Origin of the sequence: Thauera sp. (assembly GCF_047601425.1) — a bacterium.
Taxonomy (GTDB): Bacteria; Pseudomonadota; Gammaproteobacteria; order Burkholderiales; family Rhodocyclaceae; genus Thauera.
The window spans coordinates 2,164,439-2,190,229 of record NZ_JASGJL010000001.1; the positions used below are offsets into that span (position 1 = coordinate 2,164,439).

At 67.9% G+C, this 25,791-nt stretch carries 22 protein-coding genes and 1 pseudogene; 11 read left to right on the forward strand and 12 right to left on the reverse strand.

What is annotated here, in order from left to right; translation table 11 throughout:
* Positions 1-46: 46 nt before the first annotated feature.
* The 7 genes from cysD (at position 47) to QM748_RS10625 (ending at position 8,322) form a co-directional block, all read left to right on the forward strand.
* Complete coding sequence (gene cysD / locus QM748_RS10595) at positions 47-946, forward strand: sulfate adenylyltransferase subunit CysD (RefSeq protein ID WP_415246939.1); 900 nt, start codon at positions 47-49, stop codon at positions 944-946.
* 1 nt (position 947) lies between these two features.
* Positions 948-2,855, forward strand: coding sequence for a sulfate adenylyltransferase subunit CysN (cysN, locus tag QM748_RS10600; protein ID WP_415246940.1), 1,908 nt, complete (start codon positions 948-950; stop codon positions 2,853-2,855).
* Positions 2,856-2,910: 55 nt separating this feature from the next.
* Positions 2,911-3,693, forward strand: coding sequence for a 3'(2'),5'-bisphosphate nucleotidase CysQ (cysQ, locus tag QM748_RS10605; protein ID WP_415246941.1), 783 nt, complete (start codon positions 2,911-2,913; stop codon positions 3,691-3,693).
* A 213-nt stretch (positions 3,694-3,906) separates the two neighbouring features.
* On the forward strand, positions 3,907-4,575 hold the full coding sequence (locus tag QM748_RS10610; protein WP_415246942.1) for a TetR family transcriptional regulator: 669 nt from the start codon (positions 3,907-3,909) through the stop codon (positions 4,573-4,575).
* Positions 4,576-4,585: 10 nt separating this feature from the next.
* Positions 4,586-5,764 carry a sulfotransferase family protein gene (locus tag QM748_RS10615; RefSeq protein ID WP_415246943.1) on the forward strand — a complete coding sequence of 393 codons (1,179 nt, stop codon included), beginning with the start codon at positions 4,586-4,588 and terminating at the stop codon, positions 5,762-5,764.
* On the forward strand, positions 5,757-7,208 hold the full coding sequence (locus tag QM748_RS10620) for a hypothetical protein (protein ID WP_415246944.1): 1,452 nt from the start codon (positions 5,757-5,759) through the stop codon (positions 7,206-7,208). The genes QM748_RS10615 and QM748_RS10620 overlap by 8 nt, the downstream gene beginning before the upstream one ends.
* An 85-nt stretch (positions 7,209-7,293) precedes the next feature.
* Entirely contained in the window at positions 7,294-8,322 is a 1,029-nt protein-coding gene (locus QM748_RS10625; protein ID WP_415246945.1) for a TIGR03617 family F420-dependent LLM class oxidoreductase, read from the forward strand.
* A 116-nt stretch (positions 8,323-8,438) separates the two neighbouring features.
* Here the strand turns inward: QM748_RS10625 and QM748_RS10630 are convergent, their stop codons facing one another.
* From QM748_RS10630 to QM748_RS10675, 10 genes and pseudogenes are all read right to left on the reverse strand, one after another.
* Positions 8,439-9,977, reverse strand: a complete 1,539-nt coding sequence (locus QM748_RS10630; RefSeq protein WP_415246946.1) for an acyl-CoA carboxylase subunit beta — start codon at positions 9,975-9,977, stop codon at positions 8,439-8,441.
* 40 nt (positions 9,978-10,017) lie between these two features.
* Positions 10,018-11,436, reverse strand: coding sequence for a DHA2 family efflux MFS transporter permease subunit (locus QM748_RS10635; RefSeq protein WP_415246947.1), 1,419 nt, complete (start codon positions 11,434-11,436; stop codon positions 10,018-10,020).
* 14 nt (positions 11,437-11,450) lie between these two features.
* Positions 11,451-12,605, reverse strand: coding sequence for an acyl-CoA dehydrogenase family protein (locus tag QM748_RS10640; RefSeq protein ID WP_415246948.1), 1,155 nt, complete (start codon positions 12,603-12,605; stop codon positions 11,451-11,453).
* Positions 12,606-12,618: 13 nt separating this feature from the next.
* A complete protein-coding gene (locus QM748_RS10645) occupies positions 12,619-13,842 on the reverse strand; it encodes an acyl-CoA dehydrogenase family protein (RefSeq protein WP_415246949.1) in 1,224 nt (407 codons plus the stop codon).
* A 20-nt stretch (positions 13,843-13,862) separates the two neighbouring features.
* Positions 13,863-14,201 (reverse strand): acyl-CoA dehydrogenase family protein, encoded by a 339-nt coding sequence (locus QM748_RS10650; protein ID WP_415246950.1) that lies wholly within the window; start codon positions 14,199-14,201, stop codon positions 13,863-13,865.
* Between the two features lie 289 nt (positions 14,202-14,490).
* Positions 14,491-15,030 (reverse strand): annotated as a pseudogene (locus tag QM748_RS10655) (acyl-CoA dehydrogenase family protein); the annotation flags it as partial.
* Between the two features lie 15 nt (positions 15,031-15,045).
* Entirely contained in the window at positions 15,046-16,221 is a 1,176-nt protein-coding gene (locus QM748_RS10660) for a lipid-transfer protein (RefSeq protein WP_341643806.1), read from the reverse strand.
* Between the two features lie 19 nt (positions 16,222-16,240).
* Positions 16,241-16,660 carry a MaoC family dehydratase gene (locus QM748_RS10665; protein ID WP_341643805.1) on the reverse strand — a complete coding sequence of 140 codons (420 nt, stop codon included), beginning with the start codon at positions 16,658-16,660 and terminating at the stop codon, positions 16,241-16,243.
* Complete coding sequence (locus tag QM748_RS10670) at positions 16,632-17,765, reverse strand: acyl-CoA dehydrogenase family protein (RefSeq protein WP_415246951.1); 1,134 nt, start codon at positions 17,763-17,765, stop codon at positions 16,632-16,634. The genes QM748_RS10665 and QM748_RS10670 overlap by 29 nt, the downstream gene beginning before the upstream one ends.
* Before the next feature lie 10 nt (positions 17,766-17,775).
* Positions 17,776-18,753 carry an OB-fold domain-containing protein gene (locus tag QM748_RS10675; protein WP_415246952.1) on the reverse strand — a complete coding sequence of 326 codons (978 nt, stop codon included), beginning with the start codon at positions 18,751-18,753 and terminating at the stop codon, positions 17,776-17,778.
* A gap of 321 nt (positions 18,754-19,074) precedes the next feature.
* Between QM748_RS10675 and QM748_RS10680 the strand changes: the two genes are divergently transcribed.
* A complete protein-coding gene (locus QM748_RS10680) occupies positions 19,075-20,658 on the forward strand; it encodes an MFS transporter (protein ID WP_415246953.1) in 1,584 nt (527 codons plus the stop codon).
* A 29-nt stretch (positions 20,659-20,687) separates the two neighbouring features.
* On the opposite strand, the gene QM748_RS10685 is transcribed toward QM748_RS10680, so the two are convergent.
* Positions 20,688-21,443 (reverse strand): NYN domain-containing protein, encoded by a 756-nt coding sequence (locus tag QM748_RS10685; RefSeq protein WP_415246954.1) that lies wholly within the window; start codon positions 21,441-21,443, stop codon positions 20,688-20,690.
* A 113-nt stretch (positions 21,444-21,556) separates the two neighbouring features.
* The gene (locus tag QM748_RS10690; protein WP_415246955.1) at positions 21,557-22,336 is read right to left on the reverse strand and encodes an SDR family oxidoreductase; all 780 of its coding nucleotides are present in this window, start codon (positions 22,334-22,336) and stop codon (positions 21,557-21,559) included.
* 182 nt (positions 22,337-22,518) lie between these two features.
* On the opposite strand from QM748_RS10690, the gene QM748_RS10695 reads away from it, so the two are divergent.
* The 3 genes from QM748_RS10695 to QM748_RS10705 all read left to right on the forward strand — a co-directional run bounded on the left by QM748_RS10695 (position 22,519) and on the right by QM748_RS10705 (position 25,774).
* Positions 22,519-23,319 carry an enoyl-CoA hydratase gene (locus tag QM748_RS10695; protein WP_415246956.1) on the forward strand — a complete coding sequence of 267 codons (801 nt, stop codon included), beginning with the start codon at positions 22,519-22,521 and terminating at the stop codon, positions 23,317-23,319.
* A 55-nt stretch (positions 23,320-23,374) separates the two neighbouring features.
* Positions 23,375-24,133 carry an SDR family NAD(P)-dependent oxidoreductase gene (locus QM748_RS10700; protein ID WP_415246957.1) on the forward strand — a complete coding sequence of 253 codons (759 nt, stop codon included), beginning with the start codon at positions 23,375-23,377 and terminating at the stop codon, positions 24,131-24,133.
* Between the two features lie 501 nt (positions 24,134-24,634).
* A complete protein-coding gene (locus QM748_RS10705; protein ID WP_415246958.1) occupies positions 24,635-25,774 on the forward strand; it encodes a PDDEXK nuclease domain-containing protein in 1,140 nt (379 codons plus the stop codon).
* The last annotated feature ends 17 nt before the right edge of the window (positions 25,775-25,791 follow it).

Consider the following 25,791-nt stretch of genomic DNA (forward strand, 5'->3'; position numbering starts at 1 on the left):
CGGGTGCCCCTACGTCCCCGAAACCTGCATGCAGGCTGGAGAACCCATGACACTGACCCATCTACAACGTCTCGAAGCCGAGAGCATCCACATTCTGCGCGAGGTGGTGGCCGAGGCCGACAAGCCGGTGATGCTGTACTCCATCGGCAAGGACAGCGCGGTGATGCTGCACCTGGCGATGAAGGCCTTCTACCCGGCGGTGCCGCCCTTCCCGCTGCTGCACGTCGATACGCGCTGGAAGTTCCAGGACATGTACCGCTTCCGCGACCGCATGGTGCGCGAGACCGGCATGGAGCTGCTGGTGCACGTCAACCCGGAAGGCGTCGACAAGGACATCAACCCCTTCACCCACGGCTCGGCGATCCACACCGACGTCATGAAGACCGAGGGCCTGAAGCAGGCGTTGGACAAGTACGGCTTCGACGCGGCCTTCGGCGGCGCCCGCCGCGACGAAGAGAAGTCGCGCGCCAAGGAGCGCGTGTTCTCCTTCCGCAGCGCGCAGCACCGCTGGGACCCGAAGAACCAGCGGCCCGAGCTGTGGAAGCTCTACAACGCCCGCAAGCACAAGGGCGAGTCGATCCGGGTGTTCCCGCTGTCGAACTGGACCGAGCTCGACATCTGGCAATACATCCACCTCGAGAACATCCCGATCGTGCCGCTGTACTACGCCGCCGAACGCCCGGTGGTGGAGCGCGACGGCACGCTGATCATGGTCAACGACGAGCGCATGCCGCTGAAGCCGGGCGAAGTGCCGATGCAGAAGAAGGTGCGCTTCCGCACCCTGGGCTGCTACCCGCTGACCGGCGCGATCGAGTCCGAGGCCGACACCCTGCCGGCCATCATCCAGGAGATGCTGCTGGCCCGCAGCTCCGAACGCCAGGGCCGCATGATCGACCACGACTCCGCGGCATCGATGGAAAAGAAGAAACAAGAGGGGTACTTCTGACATGGCACACGTATCCGACCTGATCGCCACCGACATCGAGCAGTACCTGAAGGCGCACGAGAACAAGAGCCTGCTGCGCTTCATCACCTGCGGCAGCGTGGACGACGGCAAGAGCACGCTGATCGGCCGCCTGCTGTACGACGCCAAGATGCTGTTCGAAGACCAGCTCGCCGCGGTCGAAAGCGACTCGAAGAAATACGGCACCCAGGGCGAGGCGATCGACTTCGCGCTGCTGGTGGATGGCCTCGCCGCCGAGCGCGAGCAAGGCATCACCATCGACGTCGCCTACCGCTTCTTCTCCACCGACAAGCGCAAGTTCATCGTCGCCGACACGCCGGGGCACGAGCAATACACCCGCAACATGGTCACCGGCGCCTCCACCGCCGACGTCGCCATCCTGATGGTCGATGCGCGCAAGGGCATCCTGACCCAGACCCGCCGCCACAGCTACCTGGCCAGGCTGCTCGGCATCCGCCACGTCGTCGTCGCCGTCAACAAGATGGACCTGGTCGATTACTCGGAACGGGTGTTCGCCCGCATCGTCGACGACTACCGCGAATTCGCCGCCCGCATCGGCCTCGAGGACGTGAGCTTCATCCCGCTGTCCGCCTTCCGCGGCGACAACATCACCGCGCCGAGCGCAGCCATGCCCTGGTACCACGGCAGCACGCTGATGGGTTACCTGGAAACGGTGGAGGTCAACGACAGCCGCCTGCAGCACACGGCCTTCCGCCTGCCGGTGCAATGGGTCAATCGGCCCAACCTGGATTTCCGCGGCTTCGCCGGCACCATCGCCGGCGGCGCGATCTCGCCGGGCCAGCGCATCCGCGTCCAGCCGTCCGGGCGCGAGAGCACGGTGGCCCGCATCGTCACCCACGGCGGCGATCTGGAACGGGCGGTCGCCGGCCAGTCGGTGACGCTGACGCTGGCCGACGAGATCGACATCTCGCGCGGCGACATGATCTCGACCGTGGAGGCGCCCGCCGAAGTGGCCGACCAGTTCGAGACCACCATCGTCTGGATGCACGACGAGCCGCTGCTGCCCGGCCGCCCCTACCTGCTCAAGATCGGCGCCAAGACGGTGACGGCGACGGTCACCGACATCAAGTACCAGGTCAATGTGAACACGCTCGAGCACATCGCCGCCAAGAAGCTGGAGCTGAACGCGATCGGCGTGTGCAACCTCAGCCTCGACCGCCCGATCGCCTTCGACGCCTACCGCGACAACCGCGACACCGGCGGCTTCACGCTGATCGACCGCCTGTCCAACAACACCGTCGGCGCCGGCCTGCTGCATTTCGCGCTGCGCCGCGCGCACAACATCCACCTGCAGCACGTCGATGTCGACAAGGCGGCGCGCTCGGCGCTGAAGCACCAGCAGAGCTGCGTGCTCTGGTTCACCGGTCTGTCCGGCGCCGGCAAGTCCTCGATCGCCAACCTGGTGGAAAAGAAGCTGCATGCGCTCGGCCATCACACCTACCTGCTCGACGGCGACAACGTGCGCCACGGCCTGAACAAGGACCTGGGCTTCACCGATGCCGACCGCGTCGAGAACATCCGCCGCGTCGGCGAAGTCGCCAAGCTGATGGTCAACTGCGGCCTGATCGTGCTGACCGCCTTCATCTCGCCGTTCAAGTCGGAGCGGCGCATGGCGCGCGCGCTGGTCGCCGAGGACGAGTTCATCGAAGTCTTCGTCGACACGCCGCTGGAAGTGGCCGAGTCGCGCGACCCGAAAGGCCTGTACAAGAAGGCCCGCCGTGGCGAACTGAAGAACTTCACCGGCATCGATTCGCCTTACGAGGCGCCCGAAACGCCGGAACTGAAGCTCGACGCCGCCCGGCTGTCGCTCGAAGCCGCCGCCGACGCGGTCATCACCACGCTGCGCCAGCGCGGCATCATCGCAGACTGAAGCCGCTGCCGCCCCGCCCGCCGCGGGGCGGCCCGCACACCGCCAAGGAAAACCCATGACCCGACCGCCCGACCATTCCGCCCTGCTCGACGCCCTGCTGCCGCTTGCCCGCGCCGCCGGCGACGCCATCATGCGGATCTACGCCACCGACTTCGCCGTGCGCGGCAAGGACGACGCCTCGCCCGTCACCGAGGCCGACGAGCGCGCCGAGGCGCTGATCCTGCCCGAACTCGCCCGCCTGGCGCCGGACGTGCCGGCCGTGTCGGAAGAAGAGGCCGCCGCCGGCCGCATTCCCGCGGTCGGAGAACGCTTCTGGCTGGTCGATCCGCTCGACGGCACCAAGGAGTTCATCGGCCGCAACGGCGAATTCACCGTCAACATCGCGCTGATCGAACACGGCCGGCCGGTGCTCGGCATCGTCTTCGCCCCCGCGCTCGACCGCCTGTTCGCCGGCGCCGCCGGGCTGGGCGCCTTCGTCGAGGACAAGGGCGTACGCCGCCCGATCGCCACCCGCAAGCCGCCCGCCGAAGGCCTGACCGTTGTCGCCAGCCGCTCGCACGGCGACGCCGAGGCGCTGGCCGCCTTCCTTGCCGGCCGCAAGGTCGCCGAGCAGACCAATGCCGGCTCCTCGCTCAAGCTGTGCTTGGTGGCCGCCGGCGAAGCCGACGTCTATCCGCGCCTGGGCCGCACCATGGAATGGGACATCGCCGCCGGCGATGCCGTGCTGCGCGCCGCCGGCGGCTGCGTGCACACCCTGGACGGCAGCCCGCTGCGCTACGGCAAGGCGGACTTCGCCAACCCGCATTTCGCCGCCTGGGGCACACCGGACGCCGCCTGAAGGCAGCGCCGGACGGAGTTCCACGGCCCCGTCCTGTGCCCGAAAAACCGAGCTTTGCTCGGTTTATGCGAACAGCAATCCTACGACTTTCGCAAGCCGCTGTTTTCACACGACTTATTGCACAAAAAGCGCAGTACCCCCTAGTCCGAATGCGAGTAGCCAGGCCAGCGGCCGTTTGCTCAAATGGACCGCACCCGCCAGCAGGAAAACCCCATGGCCTCCAACCCTTCTCCCCTTCGCCGCAGTCCGACCCAATCGCGCGCAGCCGCCACGCTGACGGCGATCCGGGAGGCGGCCCTGCGCATCCTGAAGAACGAGGGACATGCGCGGCTGACGACCAACCGCATCGCCGAAGTCGCCGGCATCAGCATCGGCAGCCTGTACCAGTACTACGCCGACAAGCATGCGATCGCCGCCGACATCTGCAACGAGCTACTGACCTCCGAGCTCGACGAGATCAGGCGCCTCGACCGCCAGGCGATCGCGCTGGCCAAGGCTTCGCTCGACGCCACGCTCGGCTTCTTCGTCGACGAGCAGGTCGCCCGCCACCGCCGGCTCTACCTGCAGTTGCAGGATTTCTATCTCGAAATCCACTGGAAATACGACTTCGAGGCCTATTCGCGGCGGAAATACCCCAACAAGCCGACCACCGCCGAATGGCTGCCGTCTGCGCTCGAAGCCCATCGCGACGCGCTGCGCGTGCAGGACTTCGGGCTGGCGGCGCAGATGGTGGCCAGCACGCTCGAAGGCACGATCCACGCCACGCTGGACCGCAACCCCGAGCTGATCCTGAGCCAGGCTTTCGTCGACGAGCTGCACGCGATGCTCGTCCGCTACCTCAAGAAGATGCCCGGCGAAGCCGGCCCGGACACCGGAAAATAAGGAGACAGGCTTGTCGTACTACTTCGATTTCACCGTCTGGTTCAAGCTGCTGCGCCTGGTTCGCCAGGAAAGCAACCCGCGCCAGCGCCGCGGCCTGTACAAGCTCCTGCTGCTGCACATTCCGCTGCGCGCGGGCGTCACCGCCGTCTGCTTCTTCCTCGACGGCATCCTGTTTCCCGGCCTGTGGCGCACCCGCGTCGAGCGCCCGGTGTTCATCATCGGCCACGCCCGCAGCGGCACCACGCTGGCCCACCGCCTGATGGGCGCGGACGAGCGCTTTTCCACCTTCAAGTACTACGAGCTGCTGCTGCCTTCGCTGCTGCAGAAGAAGCTGGTGCGCCTGGTCGCGCGGCTCGACGCCGGGCTGTTCGGCCGCCGCATCGAGCGCCGGCTGCAGGCCTGGGAGAAGCGCAAGTTCGGCCCCACCCAGCACATCCACAAGATGGGGCTGACGATCCCGGAAGAAGACGACCTGATGTACTTCAACTCCTGCGCCTCGGGCTTCTGGCTGACCAAGCTGCCCTACATGAGCGAGCTGGACTTCTTCCACATCGACCAGCGCTCCGCCGCCAGCCGCCGCCGCATGATGAAGTTCTACAAGGAATGCGTGCGCCGCCAGCTCTACCTGAACGGCGGCCGGCGCATCCACCTCAGCAAGAACCCGACCTACTGCGGCCGCGTCGAGTCGCTGCTCGAGGCCTTTCCGGACGCGCGCTTCGTCGTGCTCTACCGCAATCCCTACGAAACCATCCCCAGCCTGCTGAAACTGCTCAACGTCGGCTGGAAGCTGCAGGGCAACCTGTCGCAGGAGCGCATCCGACGCTCCAACGAGGTCATGACCGGGCTGTCGTACGAGACCTACCTGTATCCACTCGAAGTGCTGCAGCGCCACCCCGAAACGCCTTACGCGGTCATCGACTACCGGCGCCTCACCAGCGAGCCGAAGGCGGCCATCGAGGACGTCTATCGCGAGCTCGGCCTCGAGCTCACGCCGGCCTTCTCTGCCTTCCTCGATGCCGAAGCGGCCCGCAGCCGCAAGCACGAGACCGAGCACCGCTACAGCCTCGCCGAGTTCGGCCTGGACGACGGCGAAATCCGCCGGCGGCTGGCGCCGCTGTTCGAACGATTCCGCTGGGACGACGACGCCCCGGCGGCCAGCCAGGAAGCCAAGGAGACGGCCCATGTATGAACCCAATCCCCTGCACGACGCCGTGTTCGAGACCGTCGAGGCCCACGCCGAAGCCCGCGACCCCGCCGCCCGGGATGCCGCCGCGCTGCTGCGCCAGGCCTGGGAAGGCATGATCGGGCAACTGCAGGAAGCCCGCGACGCGATCGACGACCCCCGGCTGTGGCCGCCGCCGGCAACGCCGCGCAACCTCGCCGAAGGCTACCGCTACGTGCTCGGCTTCCTGTACGGCTCGATCTCGCGCTGCCTCGGCCCGACGCCCGAGTTTCCCTACTTCGTGCGTGCGATCCAGCCGCTCAACCGCTCGACCATCGACAATTGCGACGCCATCTACCTGATGGCGCCGATCGACGGCAATCACAGCTACACCATCCGCGGCCGCGCCGGCGACACCAGCGCCTGGCGCGGCAGGCAGTCGGCGCCCGGCGTGCGCAAGGCGCCGCACTACGTGATCTTCGAAGCGCCGAGCGGCTACTCGGGCGAAAGCGGCAGCCTCAAGGAACTGAAGCCGGGCTCGCGCATCAACTGCGCCGAACTCGACTGCACCGAGCTGAAAGTCGAGGCCGACGGCAGCTTCGAGATCCTGCTGGCGCCGGAAAAGCCGCCCGGCTACGAAGGCAACTTCATGCTCACCCGCGCCAGCCGCACGCGCAGGAACAAGGACGGCGTCAGCGAGACGCGCGAATACGTCAGCCAGCTGGTGATGCTGCGCGAACTCTTCTGCGACTGGGAAAACGAGGACCTGCTCGAACTCTTCATCTACCGCAACGACCTGCTCGGCCAGCCGATGCCGGCCTACACGCCCGAAGCCGCGGCCAGGCAGATCGCCGACATCGGCCGCTTCACCCGCAACCAGGTGCATTTCTGGAACGAGTTCTATGCCGTGGTGTGCGAGTGCTACGGCGACATGAACGGCGACGGCAAATGCTTCATGCCGCGCAACGACGTCAACAAGCCCAATGCCGCCTCGCTCGCCACCGCCGGCGGCATGGCCACCAACGTCTATTGCGGCGGCATGTTCGAGCTGGCGGACGACGAAGCCCTGGTGGTCGAGCTGCACCAGCCGGTCGAGCCGGTCTACATCGGCTTCAGCCTGGGCAACATCTGGGGCGAGTCGCTCGACTTCGCCAACTACCAGAGCAGCCTCAGCGGCCTGCAGGCCCACCGCGATACCGACAACGTCTACCGCTTCGTGATCTCGCACCGCGACCCGGGCATCGCCAACTGGCTCGACACCACCGGCCAGCCCGAAGGCTACATGGCGATCCGCTGGGCCTACCCGGAAAAGCCGATGGACAAGCTGCCCTGGGCGACGGCGAAAAAAGTGCTGCTGGCCGAAGTGAACCAGCACCTGCCGGCGGAGACGCGCACGATCACGCCGCAGGAGCGCCGCCGCCAGATCGCGATCCGCCAGGAACACGTGCAGCGCCGCTACCGCCAGCACTGACCGCTTCATGCCCGCCGCCGGGGGGCGCTCCCGTCTCCCTCGCGGCCCCTGCCATTCCCCGACTCCGCCTTTACCTGGAGCCTTCATGTTCGAGATCTTCGCCTCCACCCCGGAAAACCTGAATCTGGCCGACATGGGCGCGTTCGCCCGCCGCGTCGAAGCCATGGGCTACGACGGCCTGTTCGTTTCCGACGCGATCCACGACGGCCTGCTGCTGGCCTGCCAGGCGCTGTCGGCCACCAGCCGGCTCAAGGTCGGCACCTCGGTGCTGATCGTCTTCCCGCGCAGCCCGATGAACGTCGCCCTCGCCGCCTGGGATCTGCAGAAGATGTCCGGCGGCCGCTTCGAGCTCGGCATGGGCACGCAGATCAAGCAGAACATCGAGGACCGCTATTCCGCGCGCTGGCTGCCGCCGGCCGCCGGCATGCGCGAATACCTCGGCTCGCTGCGCGCCATCTTCCATGCCTTCCGCACCGGCGAGCCGCTCGACTACGTCGGCGAGCACTACAAGTTCACCCGCCTGCAGCCCTTCTTCAACCCCGGCCCGATCGACGCCCCCGACGTGCCGCTGATGCTCGGCGCCGTCGGCCCCAAGATGCTGGAACTGGTCGGCCGGAGCGCGGACGGCATCCACACCCACCCGACCAACACCTCGGTGCGCTACCTGAAGGAAATCATCCTGCCGCAGATCGCCGTCGGCGTGGAGAAGCGCGACCCGGCCTGCGCCCGGCCGCTCGTCAGCGCCAGCCAGTTCGTCGCCACCGGCCCGGACGACGCCACCGTCGCCGCCGAGCGCGAACGCTTCCGCGACATGCTCGCCTTCCTGTTCTCCACCCCGGCCTACTGGGCCAGCCTGGAGCTGTTCGGCTGGCAGGAAGTCGGCGAACGCCTGCTCGCGCTGACCCGCGAGAAGCGCTGGAAGGACATGCCCTCGATCTTCACCGACGAAGTACTCGACACCTTCCTGGTTTCCGGCCGCTACGACCAGTTGCCCGAGCGCCTGGCGTCGCGCTTCGGCGGCCTGGTCGACCGCATCACGCTGACGGTGCCGAACGACCCGGCCCACGACACGGTAGCGGCGGAAGCGATCGCGGCGATCCGGGCCTGGCGCTGAACATCGGGTGCCGCGCCCGCGGGCCGGGCGTCCCTTCTTCCTTTTCCCCGCAGCAAAGCTGGCGAGGAATCGGCGAAGGGGCGCCCGGCCGGGACGGAGAACCGCAAGCTATCGACTCACGGCGTGATGCCCGCGACCCGCCTCGGCCCGCAGGCTTCGGCAAAACGCCCCTCGCCGAGCTCCAGACCGCGCAGCAGCGCATTGCGCAGCTCGCGCGGGTCGATCACGTCGTCATAGACCATGCGATCCGCCAACTGGTAGGAGCCGCCGGCCTGCTCGGCTTCGATCCTGGCCCGGGTGGCCTCGTCCAGCTTGGCCGAATCCGCGCCGCTGGCCGCCGGCGACGAACCCAGCGTCACCGCGGGGAAAGCCAGGCTGAGGGTCTGGCCGTCGAAAGGGTTCATCGCCATGATCGACGAGCCGAAGCCGAAGGCCTTGCGCAGGGTGACGTGCAGCTTGGGCACCTGCAGCCGGCGCTGGGCGACGAACATGCGCGCGGCGTGGCGCAGCGCGCCCGACTGCTCGGCCCGCGTCCCGCTCATGACGCCGGGGTTGTCGGCGAGGAAGATCATCGGCAGGTGGAAGGCGCCCGCCACGTCCATGAAATGGGTGGCCTTGTCGGCGCCGTCGGCATCGATGGTACCGGCCATCACGCTGGGGTCGTTGGCGACGATGCCGACGCTGCGCCCGCCCAGGCGGGCAAGCGCCACCACCACCGAGGCGCCGAACTTCGGCTGTATCTCCAGCAGGCTACCCTCGTCGGCCAGCAGTTGCAGCACCTTGCGCATCCGGTAGGGTTTGCGCGAATTCGGGCTGACCAGATCGAGAATGCCGTCCAGGCTGCGCTCGCCGACGTCGCCTTCGGTTTTGCGGGCCGGCCGCTCCCAGGCATTCGACGGGAAGTAGGACAGGTAGCGGCGGGCCAGTGCGATCGCGGCTTCGTCGTCGGCGGCGAGGTTGTGGGCGACGCCGGACGCCGCCACATGCACCTGCGGACCGCCGAGCTGTTCCTTGCTCACCGCCTCGCCGGTGGCGGCCTTCACCAGCGGCGGGCCGGCGGCGAACATCGAGGCGGCCTCGGTCATGACGACGAAATCCGACATCGGCGCCGTCAGCGCCCCGTGTCCGGCCGCGGCCCCCATCACCAGGCAGACCATCGGCACCTGGCCGGAGAGGTCGGCGAGGCCCTGCAGGTCGTTGGGACGCCGGCCCGCGTGGCTGTTGGTCAGGCGGTGGCCGGCGCCTTCGAGCATGAACACCAGCGGCACGCGCTCCTGCGCGGCGAGCTGGGTCAGCCGGTAGCGCTTGTCCGCGGCGCCGTCGCCGATCGAGCCGCCGAGCACGGTGAAGTCCTCGGCGCCGGCCAGCACCGGCCGGCCATCCACCTTGCCGAAACCGGCGACCAGGGCATCGGCCGGAATGGCCGCGCCATCTTCACCCGCCATGCCGCCGACGAAGGCGCCCAGCTCGACGAAGGTGCCGGCATCGAACAGGTGCTCGAGGCGCTGGCGGGCATCCAGCTTGCCGCCGGCGCGATGGCGCTGCACCTTGTCCTCGCCGCCCATGGCCTCGGCGGCCTCGCGGCGCTGCTGCAGGCCCTGCAGGATCGGGCCCCACTCCGGGTGTTCCAGTCCTTCCGTATGTTCCGTCGTCACCTGAATGTCTCCGTGTGTTTTTCTTCATTTGCCCGGCATTTCAGCGCAGCCGCGGCTCCATGCGCATCGCCACCGCCAGCGCGAGGCCGAACACCAGCGCCAGCAGCAGGAAAGCCTCGACGTAGGCGAGCTGCACGCCGCCTTCGAGCGCGCCGTAAACCGCCGAACGCCATTCGACGAACACCGCCACCACCGCCACGCCGAGCACGCCGCCGAGCTGGCGGTTGTAATTGCTGACCATCGAGGCCTGGCCCAGCCACGGCGGCGGCACGCGCGCCATGGTCGCGACCATCAGCGCCGGAATCGTCAGGCCGAGGCCGAAGCGGCCGATCAGGCTGAAAGCGATCACTTCGGCGTAGCCGGCGGCGGCGCCGCGCCAGGCGAACAGCAGGAAGGACAGGCCGAACAGCAGCAGGCCCCAGGCCATCACGGCGCGCGGCGAGTGGCGGTCGGTCAGCACGCCGGCGAACGGGATCACCACCGCCAGCAGCAGCCCCGAAGGCAGCAGCGCCAGCCCGGCCAGCGTGGCGTCGTAGCCGAGCGCGCTCTGCAGGAAGACCGGAATCAGGTAGGTCGAGCCATAGAGGCCGAAGCCATAGACCAGCGTCACCACGCCGGTCATGGCGAAGTTGCGCTCGGTGAGCAGGCCCAGCGACACAATCGGCGCGGCGGCGCGGCGTGCATGGACGACGAAAGCGATGATGCACAGCGCCGTCAGCGCGAGCAGCGACAGCACCCAGGGATCGAGCAGGCCATGCTTGCGCAGGCTGACGATGAAATCGATCGCCAGCAGCGAACCGGCGCACAGGATGCCGACGCCGAGCCAGTCGAAAGGCTGTGGCGCCGCCGGCTCCGGACTGGGCAGCAGATAGAGCCCGGCGACGCCGGCGATGACGCAGAACGGCAGGCTCATCAGGAAGATCGCCGGCCAGCCGAAGCTGTCCAGCAGCAGGCCCGCCAGCGCCGGCGCCACCGCCGGTGCCAGCACGATGCCGAAGGCGAGGATGCCGTGCGCCCGCCCCTGGCTGCCGGCCGGGAACAGCCGCATCACCGCCAGCATCGGCAGCGGCTGCAGCAGCCCGGCGGCCACGCCCTGCAGCACGCGCATGCCGACGACGAAGCCGAAGCTGTCGCCCAGCGCGCCGGCGGCGCTGGCCAGGCCGAGCAGCAGGTTGGCGCCGAGAAAGAGCCGGCGGAAGCCGATGCGGTCGAGCAGCCACGGCGTCGGCAGCATGGCGACGGTGAGCGCGGCGAGGAAGCCGGTGATCGCCCACTGCACCTGGTGCTGGCCGAGGCCGAAGTCCATGCTCAGCGCCGGCACGGCGACGTTGAAGCTGGTCGTCGCCAGTACCGCCGCGATCGTGCCGACGCCGACCACGGCCAGCACCAGCCACTTGAAGGACTCGCCATGGCGGGCCAGCAGTTCATCGCGCGGCCGGGCCTGCGGAAGCCAGCTCATCGGCGCGTCTCGCCTCAGTCCTCCGCGGTCGCGAGTTCGCCGTAGCGCTGGACGTGGAAATCACCGTCGCCCAGGCTGGCCTGTGCGACGCGGATGCGCTTCAGCAACAGGCCGACGTCGAGCTCGTCGGTGACGCCCATGCCGCCGTGCATCTGCACCGCCTCGCGGCTGATGCGGTGGGCGGCATCGCCGGCCTTCCATTTCGCCAGGCTCGCAAGGCGCGCACGCGCGGCCGCATCGAGCGCCGGATCGTCCATCGCCGCCAGGCCGGCCATCACCGCGCTGCGCGCCAGTTCCTGATGGACGTGGCACCACGCGGCGCGGTGCTGCAAGGCCTGGAAGCTGCCGATCGACACGTCGAACTGCACGCGCGTCTTCAGGTACTCGACGGTCATGTCCAGCAGCGCCTGCGAGGCGCCGAGCAGTTCGGCCGCGAGGCAGACACGGCCACGGTCCAGCGCCGCGTCGAGCACCTCGAAACCTGCGCCTGCGGTACCGAGCAAGGCCCCGGCGCCGAGCTGCACGCCCTCCAGGACCAGCACCGCGTGGTTGCGCGAATCCAGCGTCCGCATCGGCGACACCCGCAGGCCAGGCGCATCGGCCGGCACCAGGAACAGGCTGATGCCGGTCCGCTCGCCCGCCCGGCCGGCGCTGCGCGCGGCGACGACATAGGCATCGGCGCCGAGGCCATCGGCGACGAAGGTCTTGCTGCCGTCCAGCAGGTAGCCGTCCGCATTGGCTGCGGCCCGCAGCGTGATGGCGGCGGGGTCGTGCCGGGGCGACTCGTCGACCGCCAGCGCGATGCGCCTGTCGCCGCCGATCAGCGCCGCCATCCACTCGGCCTGCTGCGCTGCGCTGCCGGCCAGCTCGATGACCGCGCCGCCGAGCACCACGCTCGACAGCAGCGGCGAGGCCGACAGGTTGCGGCCGATCTGCTCGAACACCGCGCCCAGGCCCTTGCAGCCGAAGGCCAGGCCGCCGAGCGCTTCGGGGAAGGGAATCGCGCTCCAGCCCATGGCGGCCATCTCGCGCCACAGCGCGGCGTCGAAACCTTCGGCCGCTCCGGCATCGCGCAAGGCGCGCTGGGCGGCGACCGGGCTCTTCGCCAGCAGGAATTCGGCGGCGGTGTCGGCCAGCAGCTGCTGTTCTTCGGAATAAACCAGACTCATGGCGACTGCCTCCTCACTTGCCTTGCCTGCCGGCATTGCCTTCGGGCAGTTCCAGCACCCGCTTGGCGATCACGTTCAATTGCACTTCGGACGAGCCGCCGGCGATGGTCTGCGCGAAGCTGCCGAGCCAGGCCCTGGCCAGCGCCAGTTCCTGCGCCTCGAAGGCCTCGCAAGCCTCATCCTCCCAGCCCAGCGCACGGTGGCCGAGCACGTCGAGCAGCAGTTCGAACTTGTCCTTCTCCTGCTCGGAATGCACCAGCTTCATGATCGCCATCAGGCCGGACACGTTGCGCCGCGCCCGCGCCTCCTCGCCCATGCGCTGGGCGCTGAGGCTGTAGGCCATCTCGTCCATCGCCATCGCATGGACGCGATGACGCAGCGCGAGATCGGCCGGCGAGGGCGAATCCGCCGGCGGCAGGTAGCGGCCGGCGATCGACAGCAGGTCGAAATGCGTCGGCAGGCTGAACTCGCCGAACTTCGACATCGCCCGGCGCTCGTGCTGCAGCAGCGCCTTGGCCAGCGTCCAGCCGCCGTCCAGCGGGCCGACGAGCTGGCGCTTGGGCACCCTGACGTTGTCGAAGAAGACCTGGCAGAACGAGGACTTGCCGCTGATCAGGTCGATCGGCCGCGCCTCGATGCCGGGCGACTTCATGTCCACCACCAGCAGGCTGATGCCCTGCTGCTTGGGCACGTCGGGGTTGGTGCGCACCAGCATGTACATCCAGTCGGACTTGTCGCCGTAGGAGGTCCAGATCTTGGTGCCATTGACGAGGAAATGATCCCCAGCATCGACTGCCGAGGTCTTGAGGCTGGCCAGGTCGGAGCCGGCATTGGGTTCGGAGAAGCCCTGGCACCAGCGCACCTGGCCGCGCGCCATCGGCGGCAGCAGCTCGCGCTTCTGCTCCTCGCTGCCGAATTCCAGCACCACCGGGCCGAGCATCCAGATGCCGAGGTTGATCTGCGGCGGCCGGCAGCGCAGGCGGCGCAGCTCGCTTTCGAGCACCGCGTTCTGTTCGGCCGTCAGCCCGCCGCCGCCGTACTCCGCCGGCCAGTCGGGGCAGAACCAGCCCTTGTCGCGCATGCGCTCGAACCACAGGCGCTGGTCTGCCGAGCTGAATTCGACCGTGCTGCCGCCCCACACCAGTTCGCCGTCGGGCATCGGCGTGCGCATCGACGGCGGGCAGTTGGCTTCGAGCCAGGCCCGGGTTTCGCGGCGGAAATCTTCGAGGGTGCTCATGTCGTCTTCCTGTGCGTGGTTCAGCGCGAACGCGGCATGCCAAGGCCGAACTGTGCCACCAGTTCGCGCTGGATCTCATTGGTGCCGCCGCCGAAGGTCAGCGTGACCGAGGCGCGCACTTCGTATTCCAGCTCGCCGAGCAGCGCGGCGGCGGCGGAGCCGTCGCGCACCAGGCCGCTGGCGCCGACGATTTCCGACAGCTTGCGCAGGATCTCGACCGCCGACTCGGAGCCATAGACCTTGGTCGACGAGGCCAGCGCCACGTCCACCTGGCCGCTTTCCAGGCCGGCGGCGATGCGGAAGTTGATCAGCCGCATCGCTTCGAGCCGGGCGTAGCATTCGGCGAGCAGGCTGCGCACCCAGGGCCGGTTCGACCGCCCGGCGGCCGTTCTCGTCCGCCGCCCTGGCCCACAGCAGCACGCGCCGGTACAGCCCGGCGACCTTGTCCGACCACGAGCCCAGGCCCAGGCGCTCGTGGTTGAGCTGCGCGGTGATCAGCTTCCAGCCGCCGTTGAGCTCGCCCACCAGCATGTCGCGCGGCACCTTGACGTTGTCGTAGTAGGTCGCCGCGGTCGGGTTGCTGCAGGTCGGGATGACGGTGTGCGAGAAGCCTTCGGCGCGGGTGTCGAGGATCAGGATGGAGACGCCCTTGTGGCGCGGCAGCGCCGGGTCGGTGCGCGCCGCCAGCCAGACGTAGTCGGCGGCTTCGGCGCCCGAGGTCCACAGCTTGTTGCCATTGACGACGAAGTGGTCGCCGTCGAGCCGGGCGCTGGTCTTCAGCGTGGCGAGGTCGGAGCCGGCCTCGGGTTCGGAATAGCCGATGGCGAACATGATCTCGCCGGCGGCGATGCCGGGCAGGAAAGTCTTCTTCTGCATCTCGGTGCCGTGCTCCATCAGCGCCGGGCCGACGGTGCTGATGGTGACGAAGGGCAGCGGCGCGCCGGCGATGTTGGCTTCCTCGAAGAAGATCAACTGCTCGGTGGCGGCGTAGCCCTGGCCGCCGTGCGCCTTCGGCCAGCCCACCGCCAGCCAGCCGTCCGCGCCCATGCGGCGGATGGTGTCGCGGTACAGCGCGCCGCCTTCCTTGCCGCGCAGTTCGCGGCGCAGCTCGGGCGTCATCAGGTTCTGGAAGTAGTCGCGCACCTTCAGGCGCAGCGCGCGTTGTTCCGGGGTCAGATCGACGAACATCGTCCGCTCTCCTTGTCAGGCGCCCAGGATCAGGCCGCTGGTGGGCACGCCGGTGCCGGCGGTGACCAGCACGTTGTCGACGCCGGCGACCTGGTTGGCCGCCGTACCGCGCACCTGGCGCACCGCTTCGGCGACGCCGTTCATGCCGTGGATGTAGGCCTCGCCGAGCTGGCCGCCGTGGGTGTTGATCGGCAGCGCACCGCCGCGGGCATGCTGGCCGGCGCGGATGAAGTCCTTGGCCTCGCCGCGCTTGACGAAGCCGAACTCCTCGAGCTGGGGCAGCACGAAGGGGCTGAAGTGGTCGTAGATCACCGCGGTCTGGAAGGCATCGGGGCCGAGGCCGGACTGGGCGTACAGCTCCTTCGCCACCACGCCCATTTCCGGCAGGCCGGTGATGTCGTCGCGGTAGTAGGAGGTCATGCTCTGCTGGCCGCTGGTGATGCCCTGCGAGCCGGCCTTGATGATGACCGGCTTCTGCTTCAGGTCGCGGGCGCGCTCGGCCGAGGTGATGACCATCGCCACCGCGCCGTCGGATTCCTGGCAGCAGTCGAGCAGGCGCAGCGGCTCGGCGATCCACTTCGACGCCTGGTGCTCTTCCAGCGTGATCGGCTTGCCATAAAAGAAGGCCGCCGGGTTGGTGGCGGCGAAGTCGCGCACCGCGACCGAGACGCGGCCGAAGTCCTCGCTGGTGGCGCCGTAGGCGTGCATGTAGCGGCGGGCGAACATGCCCACCCAGGCCGCCGGGGTGTGGAAGCCGTAGGGCATGTACCAGCCGTAGTTGACGTTCTCGAAGATCGGCGTCGAGCCGAAGCCGTAGGTGCCGGTGCCGAAGCGGTACCAGGAGCGTTCGTTCATCGCCCGGTACACCACCACGGCCTTGGCCACGCCGGTCGCCACCGCCATCGCCGCGTGCAGGATCGGCGCGCAGGCGGCGCCGCCGCCGTGCGGCACGGTGGAGAAGAACTTGACGTTCCTGCAGCCGAGCAGGCGGGCGATTTCGTATTCCGGCACCTTGTCCATGGTGTAGGACGAAAAGCCTTCGACCTCGGACGGGTCGATGCCGGCGTCGGCCAGCGCGGCCAGCGTCGCTTCCATCGCCAGGCGCAGTTCGGTGCGGCCGGAGTTCTTGGAAAATTCGGTCGCGCCCAGGCCGGCGATGGCGGCGCGGCCGGAAATGGAGATGTCCGTCATGTGTGCTGTTCTCCGCATATCAGGGCAGCACCAGCGTGGCCGTGCCGGTCACGTGGCTGCCCATCGAGTTCTTGCCCTTGAGCGCGACGTCCACCTCGCGGCTGGCCGCGTCGGCGCGGACGACTTCGCCGCTGAAAGTCATGGTGTCGCCCGGGTAGTTGGGCGCACCGAGCTTGATCCGCAGGTCCTTGAAGCGCGCCGCCGGGCCGGCCCAGGCCTCGACGAAGCGCTGGGCCAGGCCGCTGGTGGTCAGGATGTTCATGAACACGTGCGGCGAACCGAGCTGCTGCGCGGCTTCCATGTCGTGGTGGCCGGGGAAGTAGTCGCGCGTGGCGATCGCGCACGAGGCGATCAGCGTCGTCGTGATCGGGATCGCCAGCTCGGGCAGCGCCTCGCCGGGGCGCACGTCGTCAAAGCGCTTGCTGTTCTTCGAGGTCATATTTCCATCCCAGCTTGTCGTTGTTGGCGAGCCAGTCGCCGAGTCGTTCGAGCGTGGCGGCGCTGCCGCCCAGGGTGATGCCGAGCGCGCGGCTCCAGTACAGGTAGCGGTGAATCGGGTAGGTCAGATCGACGCCGATGCCGCCATGCACGTGCTGCGCCTTGTGGCCGACGAGGTGGCCGCATTCGGCGGCGAGGTACTTGACCGCCAGCGCCTCGGACGGCGACGGCAGCCCGGCGTCGAGCCGGTACACCAGTTGCCACAGCACCGAGCGCAGCGCCTCGATGGCGATGCGGGCGTCGGCCATGCTCATCTGCACCGCCTGGAAGGTGGCGATGGCACGGTCGAACTGGCGGCGCTCGTTGATGTAGGCGACGGTACGGCTCAACTGCTCGCTGCTGACACCGAGCTGCAGCGCGGCCAGCGCGGCGATGGCGCGCTGTTCCAGCCAGGGCAGTGCGGCTTGCGGCAGCACCGCCGCGGCGGTCAGCCGCAGGCCGTCGAAGCGCAGGTCGGCCACGGCCTCGCCGTGGGTGAGCACGCCGGCGAGCTTGCCGATGCCGTCGGCGCGCAGATCCACCGACACCAGCCGCGGGCCCTCGCCGGTATCGGCCAGCAGCAGCGCGCGGCAGGCCTCGGCGCCCAGCGGCACGGCGCGGACGAGGCCATCGAGCAGCCAGCCCTCGCCGTCGCGCCGCGCCCGCAGCGCGATGCCTTCGGCGCGCGCGGCGCCGTCGAGCGACAGCGTGATCAAAAGCTTGCTTTCCGCCGCGGCGGCGGCGATTTCCGCGCCTTCGGCGCCGCCGAAGCGGGCCAGCGTCGCGGCGCCGAGCTGGTGGCGCCACAGCGGCACCTGGCCCAGGCTTCGGCCCTGGGCTTCGAGCACCAGCATCAGTTCGGTCATGCCGAGGCCGCTGCCGCCGGCCTCTTCCGGAATGGCCAGCGAATGCAGGCCGGTTTCGACGCACTTGGCCCACAAATCGGCCATGTAGGGCTCGCCGGCGGCATCGAAGGCGCGCAGGCGCTCGTCGGTGCCCAGGTCGGCGAACAGGCTGCCGGCCATGTCGGCAATCGCGCGCTGATCCTCGCTCAACTGGAAGTCCATGTCCGCCTCCTCAGCCCGCGACCGGACGGAACATCGGCAAGGTCAGCTCGCCGTCGTCGAAGGACTGGAACTCGACCTGAACGCGCTGGCCGATCTCGATCTCGTCGCGCTTGACGCCGACCAGGCCGGCGACCAGGCGCACGCCTTCGTCGAGGTCGATCAGGCCGATCGGATTGGGATGCTCGAACGGCGGCACCTCCGGGTAGTGCATGACGACGAAGGAATGGATCTCGCCCTTGCCCGAGGCCTCGACCGTGTCCCAGTCGAAGGAATGGCAGTCGATGCACACCGGCGCCGGCGGATGGCGCAGCGTGCCGCAGCAGGTGCAGCGCTGGATCAGCAGCTTGCCAGCCTGCACGCCTTCCCAGAAGAAGCGGGTGTCGTCGCTGACGCCGGGCTGGGGCCGCTTGTACTTGGGCAGCGCCGGCGCCGCGCCCTTCTCCGCCGGCTTGGGCACATTGGCCGGGCGGAACTTGAACACGCGGAACAGCAGCTGGCCGACCTTCTCGTCGCCTTCGGCCTTCTGCGAGAAGAAAGTCATGATCAGCGTGACGAAAAAGCCGGTGCCGAGCGCGGTGGTCTTTTCCTCGCCGATCGAATCGAGCCGGGTGGTGTAGTACAGCTTTTCGCCCAGCTTCAGGTAGCGCTCGAAGCTGAGATCGGAGTTCACCGCCACCACCGAGGGGTAGCCGTTCGCCTCCATCGTCTTCAGCACTTCGTAGGGGTTCTCGTCGGTCGAGCCCGGCGCGTAGTTGTTCATGTGCAGGCCTTCGAGGCACCAGGCCTGCAGCATCGCCGGCGGCGCGACGATGCCGCCGAATTCGCTGGCGGCGGCATGGGCCGCATCGGTGTAGAGCGGGTTGTCGATGCCCATCACCTCGCACCACTGCCGGATCATCGGCGCATTGACCTCGTCCCAGGCGTAGACGCGACCGTACTCGCGACCCACCTTGGCACGCACTTCGGACATCCATTCCTGTTCAGCCAAGTTCGTCTCCTGCTGTTGTGCCAGGCACTGCCGCGCCTGCAGATTTCCGCTGCCGAAAGAGACTGCCGCAACCGCGCAGTACCTCTTTCACAGCACCTGCGGCGAGTCTAAGAGCAGCAGGGAGGAGAGCACTTCGTCTGAACGGACGATGGACAAGCGCGGCGGGGCTCGACATTCGCCGCTGCTCACTTGCCGCTCACTTGTCACTTTCCGAGCCCGGCTTAGTCCCATCAGACGATGTGCCCCCACCCCGCGGCACCGACCATCCGCCCGGCACAAAGGCGGCGCGCACCCGCATGCGCCGCCCCCGGAGACTCCCGCATGGAATCGCGCATCGACACGCGAAAGGCATGGGCCGTGTATGCCGCCCTGCTGTTCGGCACCTTCATCACGATCGAGGCCGCCGCCTTCCAGGCCCCGGCGCTGCCGAGCGTGACCCGCCACTTCGGCATCCAGGTCAACATGGCGGCGCTGGTGCTGATCCTGTATTCGCTGGCGCTGACGGTGTTCGCGCCGATCATGGGCCGGCTCGGCGACCAGTACGGGCGCAAGCGGATCCTCAGCATCGGCATGCTGGTCTTCGCGGTTTCCGAGTTCGCCGCGGCCTGGGCGCCGGACTTCGGCTTCTTCCTCGCCGCGCGCTTCGTCCAGGGCCTGGGCGCGGCCTGCATCCTGCCCGGCGTGTTCGCCTATGCCGCCCACCTGTTCCCCGACAACAAGCGCGGCCTGGCGCTGGGCGTCCTCGCCTTCACGATGACCTTCGGCGCGGCCTCGGGCGGCCTGCTCGGCGGCCTGCTGATCGACCGCCTGGGTTGGCCCAGCGTGTATTGGATCAGCGGCGCGCTGACCCTTATCGGACTGCTGCCGGTGCGCCTGCTGGTGCCGGAAATCGCCCCCGCCAAGGCCCGTTCCGCCTTCGACTACATCGGCGCGATGCTGCTGTTCGCGGTCATCACCGCGCTGCTGTCGCTGCCCACCTGGGCGACCAACTTCGGCAAGGAATCCCTCGTCACCTGGGCGATCGTCACCGTCGGCACCGGCAGCCTGGTCCTGCTGTGGCGGCACAGCCGCAAGGCCGAGAACCCGGTCATCGACGTCGGCCTGCTGTCGCGCCGCGCCTTCGCCACACCCTCGGCGATCTACTGGCTGCACATGATCTTCGCCAGCGGCATCGTCTATTCGCTGGCCTTCTTCATCAACAGCCGCCCGGGCGGCACCGCGGCGCAGTTCGGCTTCGTCACGCTGTTCCTGTACGGCAGCGGCCTGCTCAGCTCGCCGGTCGCCGGCAGGCTGGTTGACCGCATCGAGCCGCGCCTGCTGTCCATCGCCGCGATGCTCGCCAGCCTGATCGGCACCCTGCTGTTCCTGAACATCGAGGTCGATACGCCGCTGTGGATGATCATCGTCATCGCCTGCATCCTGGGCCTGTCGATCGGCTGCAACACGCCGGCGATCATGAAGCTGGCGCTGGGCGCCGTGCCGGCCAAGGACATGGGCGCCGGCAGCGGCCTGTTCAGCATGTTCCGCGACCTCGGCAGCCCCACCGGCTCATCACTGTCGCTGGCCGTCTTCGGCGCCAGCCTGGCCCACGCCACCCACAGCGCCATCGCCCGCCAGACCGCCCCGCTCGGCCTCGACGCGACTACGGTCGACGGCCTCGCCCACGCAGCCAGCAGCCGTGCGCGCGAAGTGCCGGCCGAGCTGGCAAGCCAATTGGCCGATGCCGGGCTTGCAGCCGATGTGCTGATGAATCAGGCGATGCTGGAAGGGCTGAATGCGGCGCTGAGCAACGTGGGATACATGTTGCTGGGGCTGATCGCGCTGGCGCTGGGTTTGAGTCTGAGCCTGATGAAGGCGCGAACGGCGGGGAGCGAAGCACGCACCCCCGCAGTCCCAGCAGAGTGATGGGTGCTGCTCGAGATATATGCGGACGATCAAAAGAATAGGATCTTATCCGCACCTACCACTGCTTCTCTGAGGTTCGGTATCGATTGCAAGATCCTCGTTCTCATCTCCCTGTCGTATCCCATCTGTGACAGCAGATGCCCAACTGCCGATGCCGCATAGCCCCCACCCTTGCTTTGCACAAGTGTCTGGCGAATTTTGCTGATTGTGGCACTCACGACTCTGCTGTCCACAGCTTCTGCGACTTGAGGTGACTGAGGTTCAACCGTTACCGGCGGGGCTTCTTCTTTTGGCAGCGGTTGCGCAGGCGGCTGGGGCAGCGGCAGCACAAGCACCGGCAACTCGGTCGCCAACGGAACGGTCGTTGCCGATCCCCCCAGCACGATCAACACGTGGTGCCCCAATACATGCAGTGACTCCGCCGCGGCCAGCAGCAGATCGTCACGCGACACGACCAGGATCACGGTCTGCGGATCGGGCTGGCTGTGGTACAGGGTCGCCATCTCGAATACCAGACGCACATCGGCCGACTGCTTGCGCAGTGGAGTGACGTGGGCGACAACCTGCACATCGGGCTTGGTATCTTCGAGACTGGCCCGCCAGGCATTTACACGATCGCCGCTACCGTTGCCCGCAATGAAACACTGGACGTCGTCACGTCCGATACTGGCAAGAAACCGCAGCAGCAAGCTGCCCAACACAGGCGACTGATTGTCCGCGTCTACGAAAACAATGGCTCGGGGCTGGTGCATGAACCCGCCCTCGTCGATCGAAAGGCTTTCCATCTAAAGATGGTAAATCCATGCACCGTGTCGACGAGCCTCGGTTCAGAAAGCCACCGTGCAATATTTCCTGTCCTGGCTCCCGAATCGGCAAACTGAGGCGCGAGCCTCCGCCATTACTCCCCCGCATTCGCCGCCGCAAGAAAAGCCGGCCGCTCGCCGCCGCCGTGCAGCAGCAGGTTGGTGCCGGCGAAATACGCAGCCATCGGCGAGGCGGCGTACAGGCAGGCATCGGCGATGTCCTGCGGCGTGGCCATGCGGCCGGCCGGGATGGTGGCGCCGACAGCGGCGATGCCGGCCTCGTCGCCATAGTGCAGGTGGGATTGCTCGGTCTGCACCAGGCCGGGGCTGATGGCGAGCACGCGCACCCTGGGCGCCCACTCCACCGCCAGCGAGGACGCGAGCGACAGCACGCCGGCCTTCGCCGCGCCATAGGCGGCGGTGCCGGGCGACGGGCGCGAGGCGGCGACGCTGCCGATGAAGACGATGACGCCGCCTTCGGCCTGCTGCTGCATCAGCGCGTTGGCCTGCTGGGCGACGTTGAGCGGCGCGATCAGGTTGAGGCGGATGATGCCCTCGTGGAAGCGCGGCGAGGCTTTGTCGGCCAGCGCGAAAGGCGCGCCGCCGGCATTGTTGACCACCACGTCCAGCCGGCCGAAACGCGCACGGATCGCAGCGAACAAGCTTTGCAGGGATTCGACGTCGCGCACGTCGGCGGGGAAGAATTCGGCCGCCCTGCCCTCGGCTTCGGGCAGCGCCTCGGGCGCATTACGACCGCACACCGCCACCGCCGCGCCCGCCGCCAGGAAGGCCCGGGCGATGCCGGCGCCGATGCCCTTGGTGCCGCCGGTGACCAGAACGACCTTGCCGCGGTAGTCCAGAGCCTGTGTGTTCATGCGCGTTTCTCCGCCTTGGTTTGGATGCCTGCGAGTCTAGGTTCGCCCCCCTCGCCCATCGTCGTCTGAACGGACGATGAGCGGCTTGCGCGGCAGGCGGAATAATCGTCCTGTCCCCGATCCCGCCCGGGGCGGTGCTGCCGCCGAGCGGCCACCGCCCCGCAGACCCGCATGGAGCCCCGATGAGCACCGATGCCACACCTCCGTCACCGTCCCCTTCGCTGCTGCTCGAACGCCTGGACGGCGGCGTCGCGCTGCTGCGCCTGAACCGCCCCGAAGCCACCAACGCGCTGTCGCTCGAATTGCAGGCTTTGCTGTCGCAGCGTTTCACCGAGCTGGCGGCGGACGACAGCGTGCGCTGCATCGTGCTGACCGGCGGCGACAAGGTCTTCGCTGCCGGCGGCGACATCACCAGCATGGCCGGCGCCGGCCCGATCGAGATCACCCGGCGCCACACCGAGCGCGTGTGGGGCCCGATCCAGCACTGCCCCAAGCCGGTCGTCGCCGCGGTGTGCGGCTACGCCTACGGCGGCGGCTGCGAGCTGGCGATGCTGGCCGACATCATCGTCGCCGGCGAAGGCGCGCGCTTCTGCCAACCCGAGATCCGCATCGGCATCATGCCCGGCATCGGCGGCACCCAGCGCCTGGTGCGCGCCGTCGGCAAGGCCAAGGCGATGCGCATGGCGCTGACCGGCAAGCCGATCAGCGCACACGAAGCCTGGACGGCCGGCCTGGTCAGCGACCTGGTGCCCGATGAACAGGTGATCCCGACCGCGATCGAGCTGGCGCGCACCATCGCCGCGATGCCGCCGCTGGCCGCCGAGCAGATCAAGGAATGCATCCTGCTGGGCATGGACGCGCCGCTCGAAGCCGCACTGGCGATGGAACGCCGCGCCAACGCCCTGCTGTTCGCTTCGCGCGACCAGAAGGAAGGCATGGCGGCGTTCATCGAGAAGCGGCCGCCGAAGTTTGAAGGACGCTGAGCTTCCTCCCGCAGTTTTCCACCCGGTTCCCCAATCTCGAAGGAAGATGAGCGCGATGTCCGACTCTCCCCTCTTCAGACTGGATGGCTGCGTCGCCATCGTCACCGGCGCCGGCCGCGGCATGGGTCGCGGCGTGGCCGAAACACTGGCCCGCCAGGGCTCCACCGTGGCGATCAACGACTACTTCGCCGAACGCGCCGAAGCGGCCGCCGCCGAATTGCGCGCAGCCGGGCTGAAGGCGCTGGCCGCGCCGGCCGACGTCACCGATTACGACGCCGTGCAGAAAATGGTCGCGGCGGTGCGCGAGCAGGCCGGCATCGTGGACATCTACGTCTCCAATGCCGGCGTGCCGACCAGCGGCATGGGCTACGGCAAGTTCCTGGAGTCGCAGCCCGAGGACTGGCAGCGCTTCGTCGAGCTGAACATGTACGGCCTGATGAACGGCTGCCACGCCGTGCTGCCGGGCATGATCGAGAAGAAATGGGGCCGCGTGGTGGCGATCACTTCCGAGTCCTGGCGCGCGGCGGTGCCGATGGGTATTGCCGCCTATGCGGCATCGAAGGCCGGCGTGGTCGGTTTCGTGCGCCAGCTCGCCGCCGAGGTAGGACGCAAGGGCGTGAATGTGAATGCCTTGTCGCTGGGCACGATGAACAACTGGGAAGGCTCGGAGGAGCTGGCACGCAAGAACTGCATCGTGCCGCGCGCCGGTTCGCCGGCGGACGTCGGCGCCGGTGTGGCCTGGCTGGCCTCGCGCGAGGCCGAGTGGGTGACCGGACAGGTGGTGCCGCTGAACGGCGGCGGCATCACCGCCTGATCCGGCCCACCTTGTCTAATCCGTCGCCGAGCTAGCCCGACGGCGCATCCACCGCCGCGCGACTCCAGTAGCGGAAACACGCGCAGGAAGATGCCCTGCGAGGAGATGCCGTCCTCGGACATCAGAAACGGGCACAGCCAGTCAGCTTTGAGTTCAACTCAACGGGGCGGTGCCCTCGAAACTGCCGGCATCCGAGATGCGTGACGCATATCGCGGCCACCTGGACCTCCCGGAAGTCCAGCAGCCCTCGATCTGCGATAATCAGGCCAGGCTTCCAGCCGCGCGCAAGCATTTCGCATCAGCTCTCATCCCAAGGCTGGTTGCGGCAAGGAGCACTTCGACAACATCGATTTCCCCAGCATGGCCATGCCCCCTTCACCACTCCGGGCTTCGATGGTGAGCTCGTGTCAAAAGCCAGGATCGACGAAGCCGGTGAGCACCTCGCATGATCATGGTGAAGCCTGAGCCGATGGAAACAACGCTGGTGGACGAGGAGCAGGGATGACCGCAGTGACTCCGACCGACACCGAATACGCCACCGTTCGCGCCGATCTCATCTCCCTGCTGGAGTCGGCCCGCCACACTGCCATGCGCAGTGTGAATACGGTGATGACCGCCACCTACTGGAGGGTCGGCCACCGCATCGTCGAGTTCGAGCAAGGTGGGCGTGACAGGGCAGAGTATGGCGAGACCTTGATCGCCCGCCTTGCGGCAGACCTGACAACCCTGTTCGGCCGGGGGTTCAGCAGGCAAAACCTGTGGCAGATGCGGGCTTTCTATCTTGCCTGGCCCGATTCACAAATTCTCCAGACAGTGTCTGGAGAATCTGCTGGGCGTGGAAATCTCCAGACGGCGTCTGGACCATTCGCCGACCTGCACACACTCACTCAGGCCTTCCCACTACCGTGGTCGGCCTATGTTCGCCTGCTCTCGGTCAAGAACCCGCTGGCCCGCAGCTTCTACGAAACGGAAGCATTGCGCTGCGGCTGGTCGGTGCGGCAACTTGATCGCCAGATCAACAGCCAATTCTACGAGCGCATCGCCCTGTCCCGAGACAAGGCAGCCATGTTGCAGAAAGCCGAGGTCGTCCAACCCGGCGACGCCATCACGCCTGAGCAGGCCATCAAGGACCCCTTCGTCCTGGAGTTTCTCGATCTCAAGGACGAATACTCCGAGTCCGACCTCGAAAACGCATTGATCCAGCACCTGGCGGACTTCCTGCTGGAGCTGGGCGACGATTTCGCCTTTGTCGGCCGCCAGCGGCGGCTGCGCCTCGACGACACCTGGTTCCGCGTCGATCTGGTGTTCTTCCATCGCCGGCTCAAGTGCCTGCTGATCATCGATCTCAAGATCGGCAAGTTCAGCCATGCCGACGCCGGCCAGATGCACCTGTACCTCAACTACGCTCGCGAGCACTGGATGAAACCGGGCGAAAACCCACCCATCGGTCTGATCCTGTGTGCCAGCAAAGGCAACGACGAGGTGCGCTACGCCTTGGAAGGACTGCCGAACAAGGTGCTGGCGGCCGAATATCAGACCGTGCTGCCGGATGAAAAACTGCTGGCCGCTGAGCTGGCAAAAACACGGCAGGAGTTGGAAGCACGGCAGATTGGTCGAGGAGCAGAACGCAATGCATCGTGATCGACACCAAGCTCAAC

Bases quoted from the DNA above. Each gene is read 5' to 3' on its own strand.
- cysD (WP_415246939.1), top strand. From the start codon at position 47: ATGACACTGACCCATCTACAACGTCTCGAAGCCGAGAGCATCCACATT.
- QM748_RS10705 (WP_415246958.1), top strand. From the start codon at position 24,635: ATGACCGCAGTGACTCCGACCGACACCGAATACGCCACCGTTCGCGCC.
- QM748_RS10690 (WP_415246955.1), bottom strand. From the start codon at position 22,336: ATGAACACACAGGCTCTGGACTACCGCGGCAAGGTCGTTCTGGTCACC.
- QM748_RS10665 (WP_341643805.1), bottom strand. From the start codon at position 16,660: ATGACCTCGAAGAACAGCAAGCGCTTTGACGACGTGCGCCCCGGCGAG.
- QM748_RS10700 (WP_415246957.1), top strand. From the start codon at position 23,375: ATGTCCGACTCTCCCCTCTTCAGACTGGATGGCTGCGTCGCCATCGTC.
- QM748_RS10670 (WP_415246951.1), bottom strand. From the start codon at position 17,765: ATGGACTTCCAGTTGAGCGAGGATCAGCGCGCGATTGCCGACATGGCC.
- QM748_RS10680 (WP_415246953.1), top strand. From the start codon at position 19,075: ATGGAATCGCGCATCGACACGCGAAAGGCATGGGCCGTGTATGCCGCC.
- cysN (WP_415246940.1), top strand. From the start codon at position 948: ATGGCACACGTATCCGACCTGATCGCCACCGACATCGAGCAGTACCTG.
- QM748_RS10640 (WP_415246948.1), bottom strand. From the start codon at position 12,605: ATGAGTCTGGTTTATTCCGAAGAACAGCAGCTGCTGGCCGACACCGCC.
- QM748_RS10685 (WP_415246954.1), bottom strand. From the start codon at position 21,443: ATGGAAAGCCTTTCGATCGACGAGGGCGGGTTCATGCACCAGCCCCGA.
- QM748_RS10660 (WP_341643806.1), bottom strand. From the start codon at position 16,221: ATGACGGACATCTCCATTTCCGGCCGCGCCGCCATCGCCGGCCTGGGC.
- QM748_RS10620 (WP_415246944.1), top strand. From the start codon at position 5,757: ATGTATGAACCCAATCCCCTGCACGACGCCGTGTTCGAGACCGTCGAG.
- QM748_RS10695 (WP_415246956.1), top strand. From the start codon at position 22,519: ATGAGCACCGATGCCACACCTCCGTCACCGTCCCCTTCGCTGCTGCTC.
- QM748_RS10645 (WP_415246949.1), bottom strand. From the start codon at position 13,842: ATGAGCACCCTCGAAGATTTCCGCCGCGAAACCCGGGCCTGGCTCGAA.
- QM748_RS10610 (WP_415246942.1), top strand. From the start codon at position 3,907: ATGGCCTCCAACCCTTCTCCCCTTCGCCGCAGTCCGACCCAATCGCGC.
- QM748_RS10635 (WP_415246947.1), bottom strand. From the start codon at position 11,436: ATGAGCTGGCTTCCGCAGGCCCGGCCGCGCGATGAACTGCTGGCCCGC.
- QM748_RS10625 (WP_415246945.1), top strand. From the start codon at position 7,294: ATGTTCGAGATCTTCGCCTCCACCCCGGAAAACCTGAATCTGGCCGAC.
- cysQ (WP_415246941.1), top strand. From the start codon at position 2,911: ATGACCCGACCGCCCGACCATTCCGCCCTGCTCGACGCCCTGCTGCCG.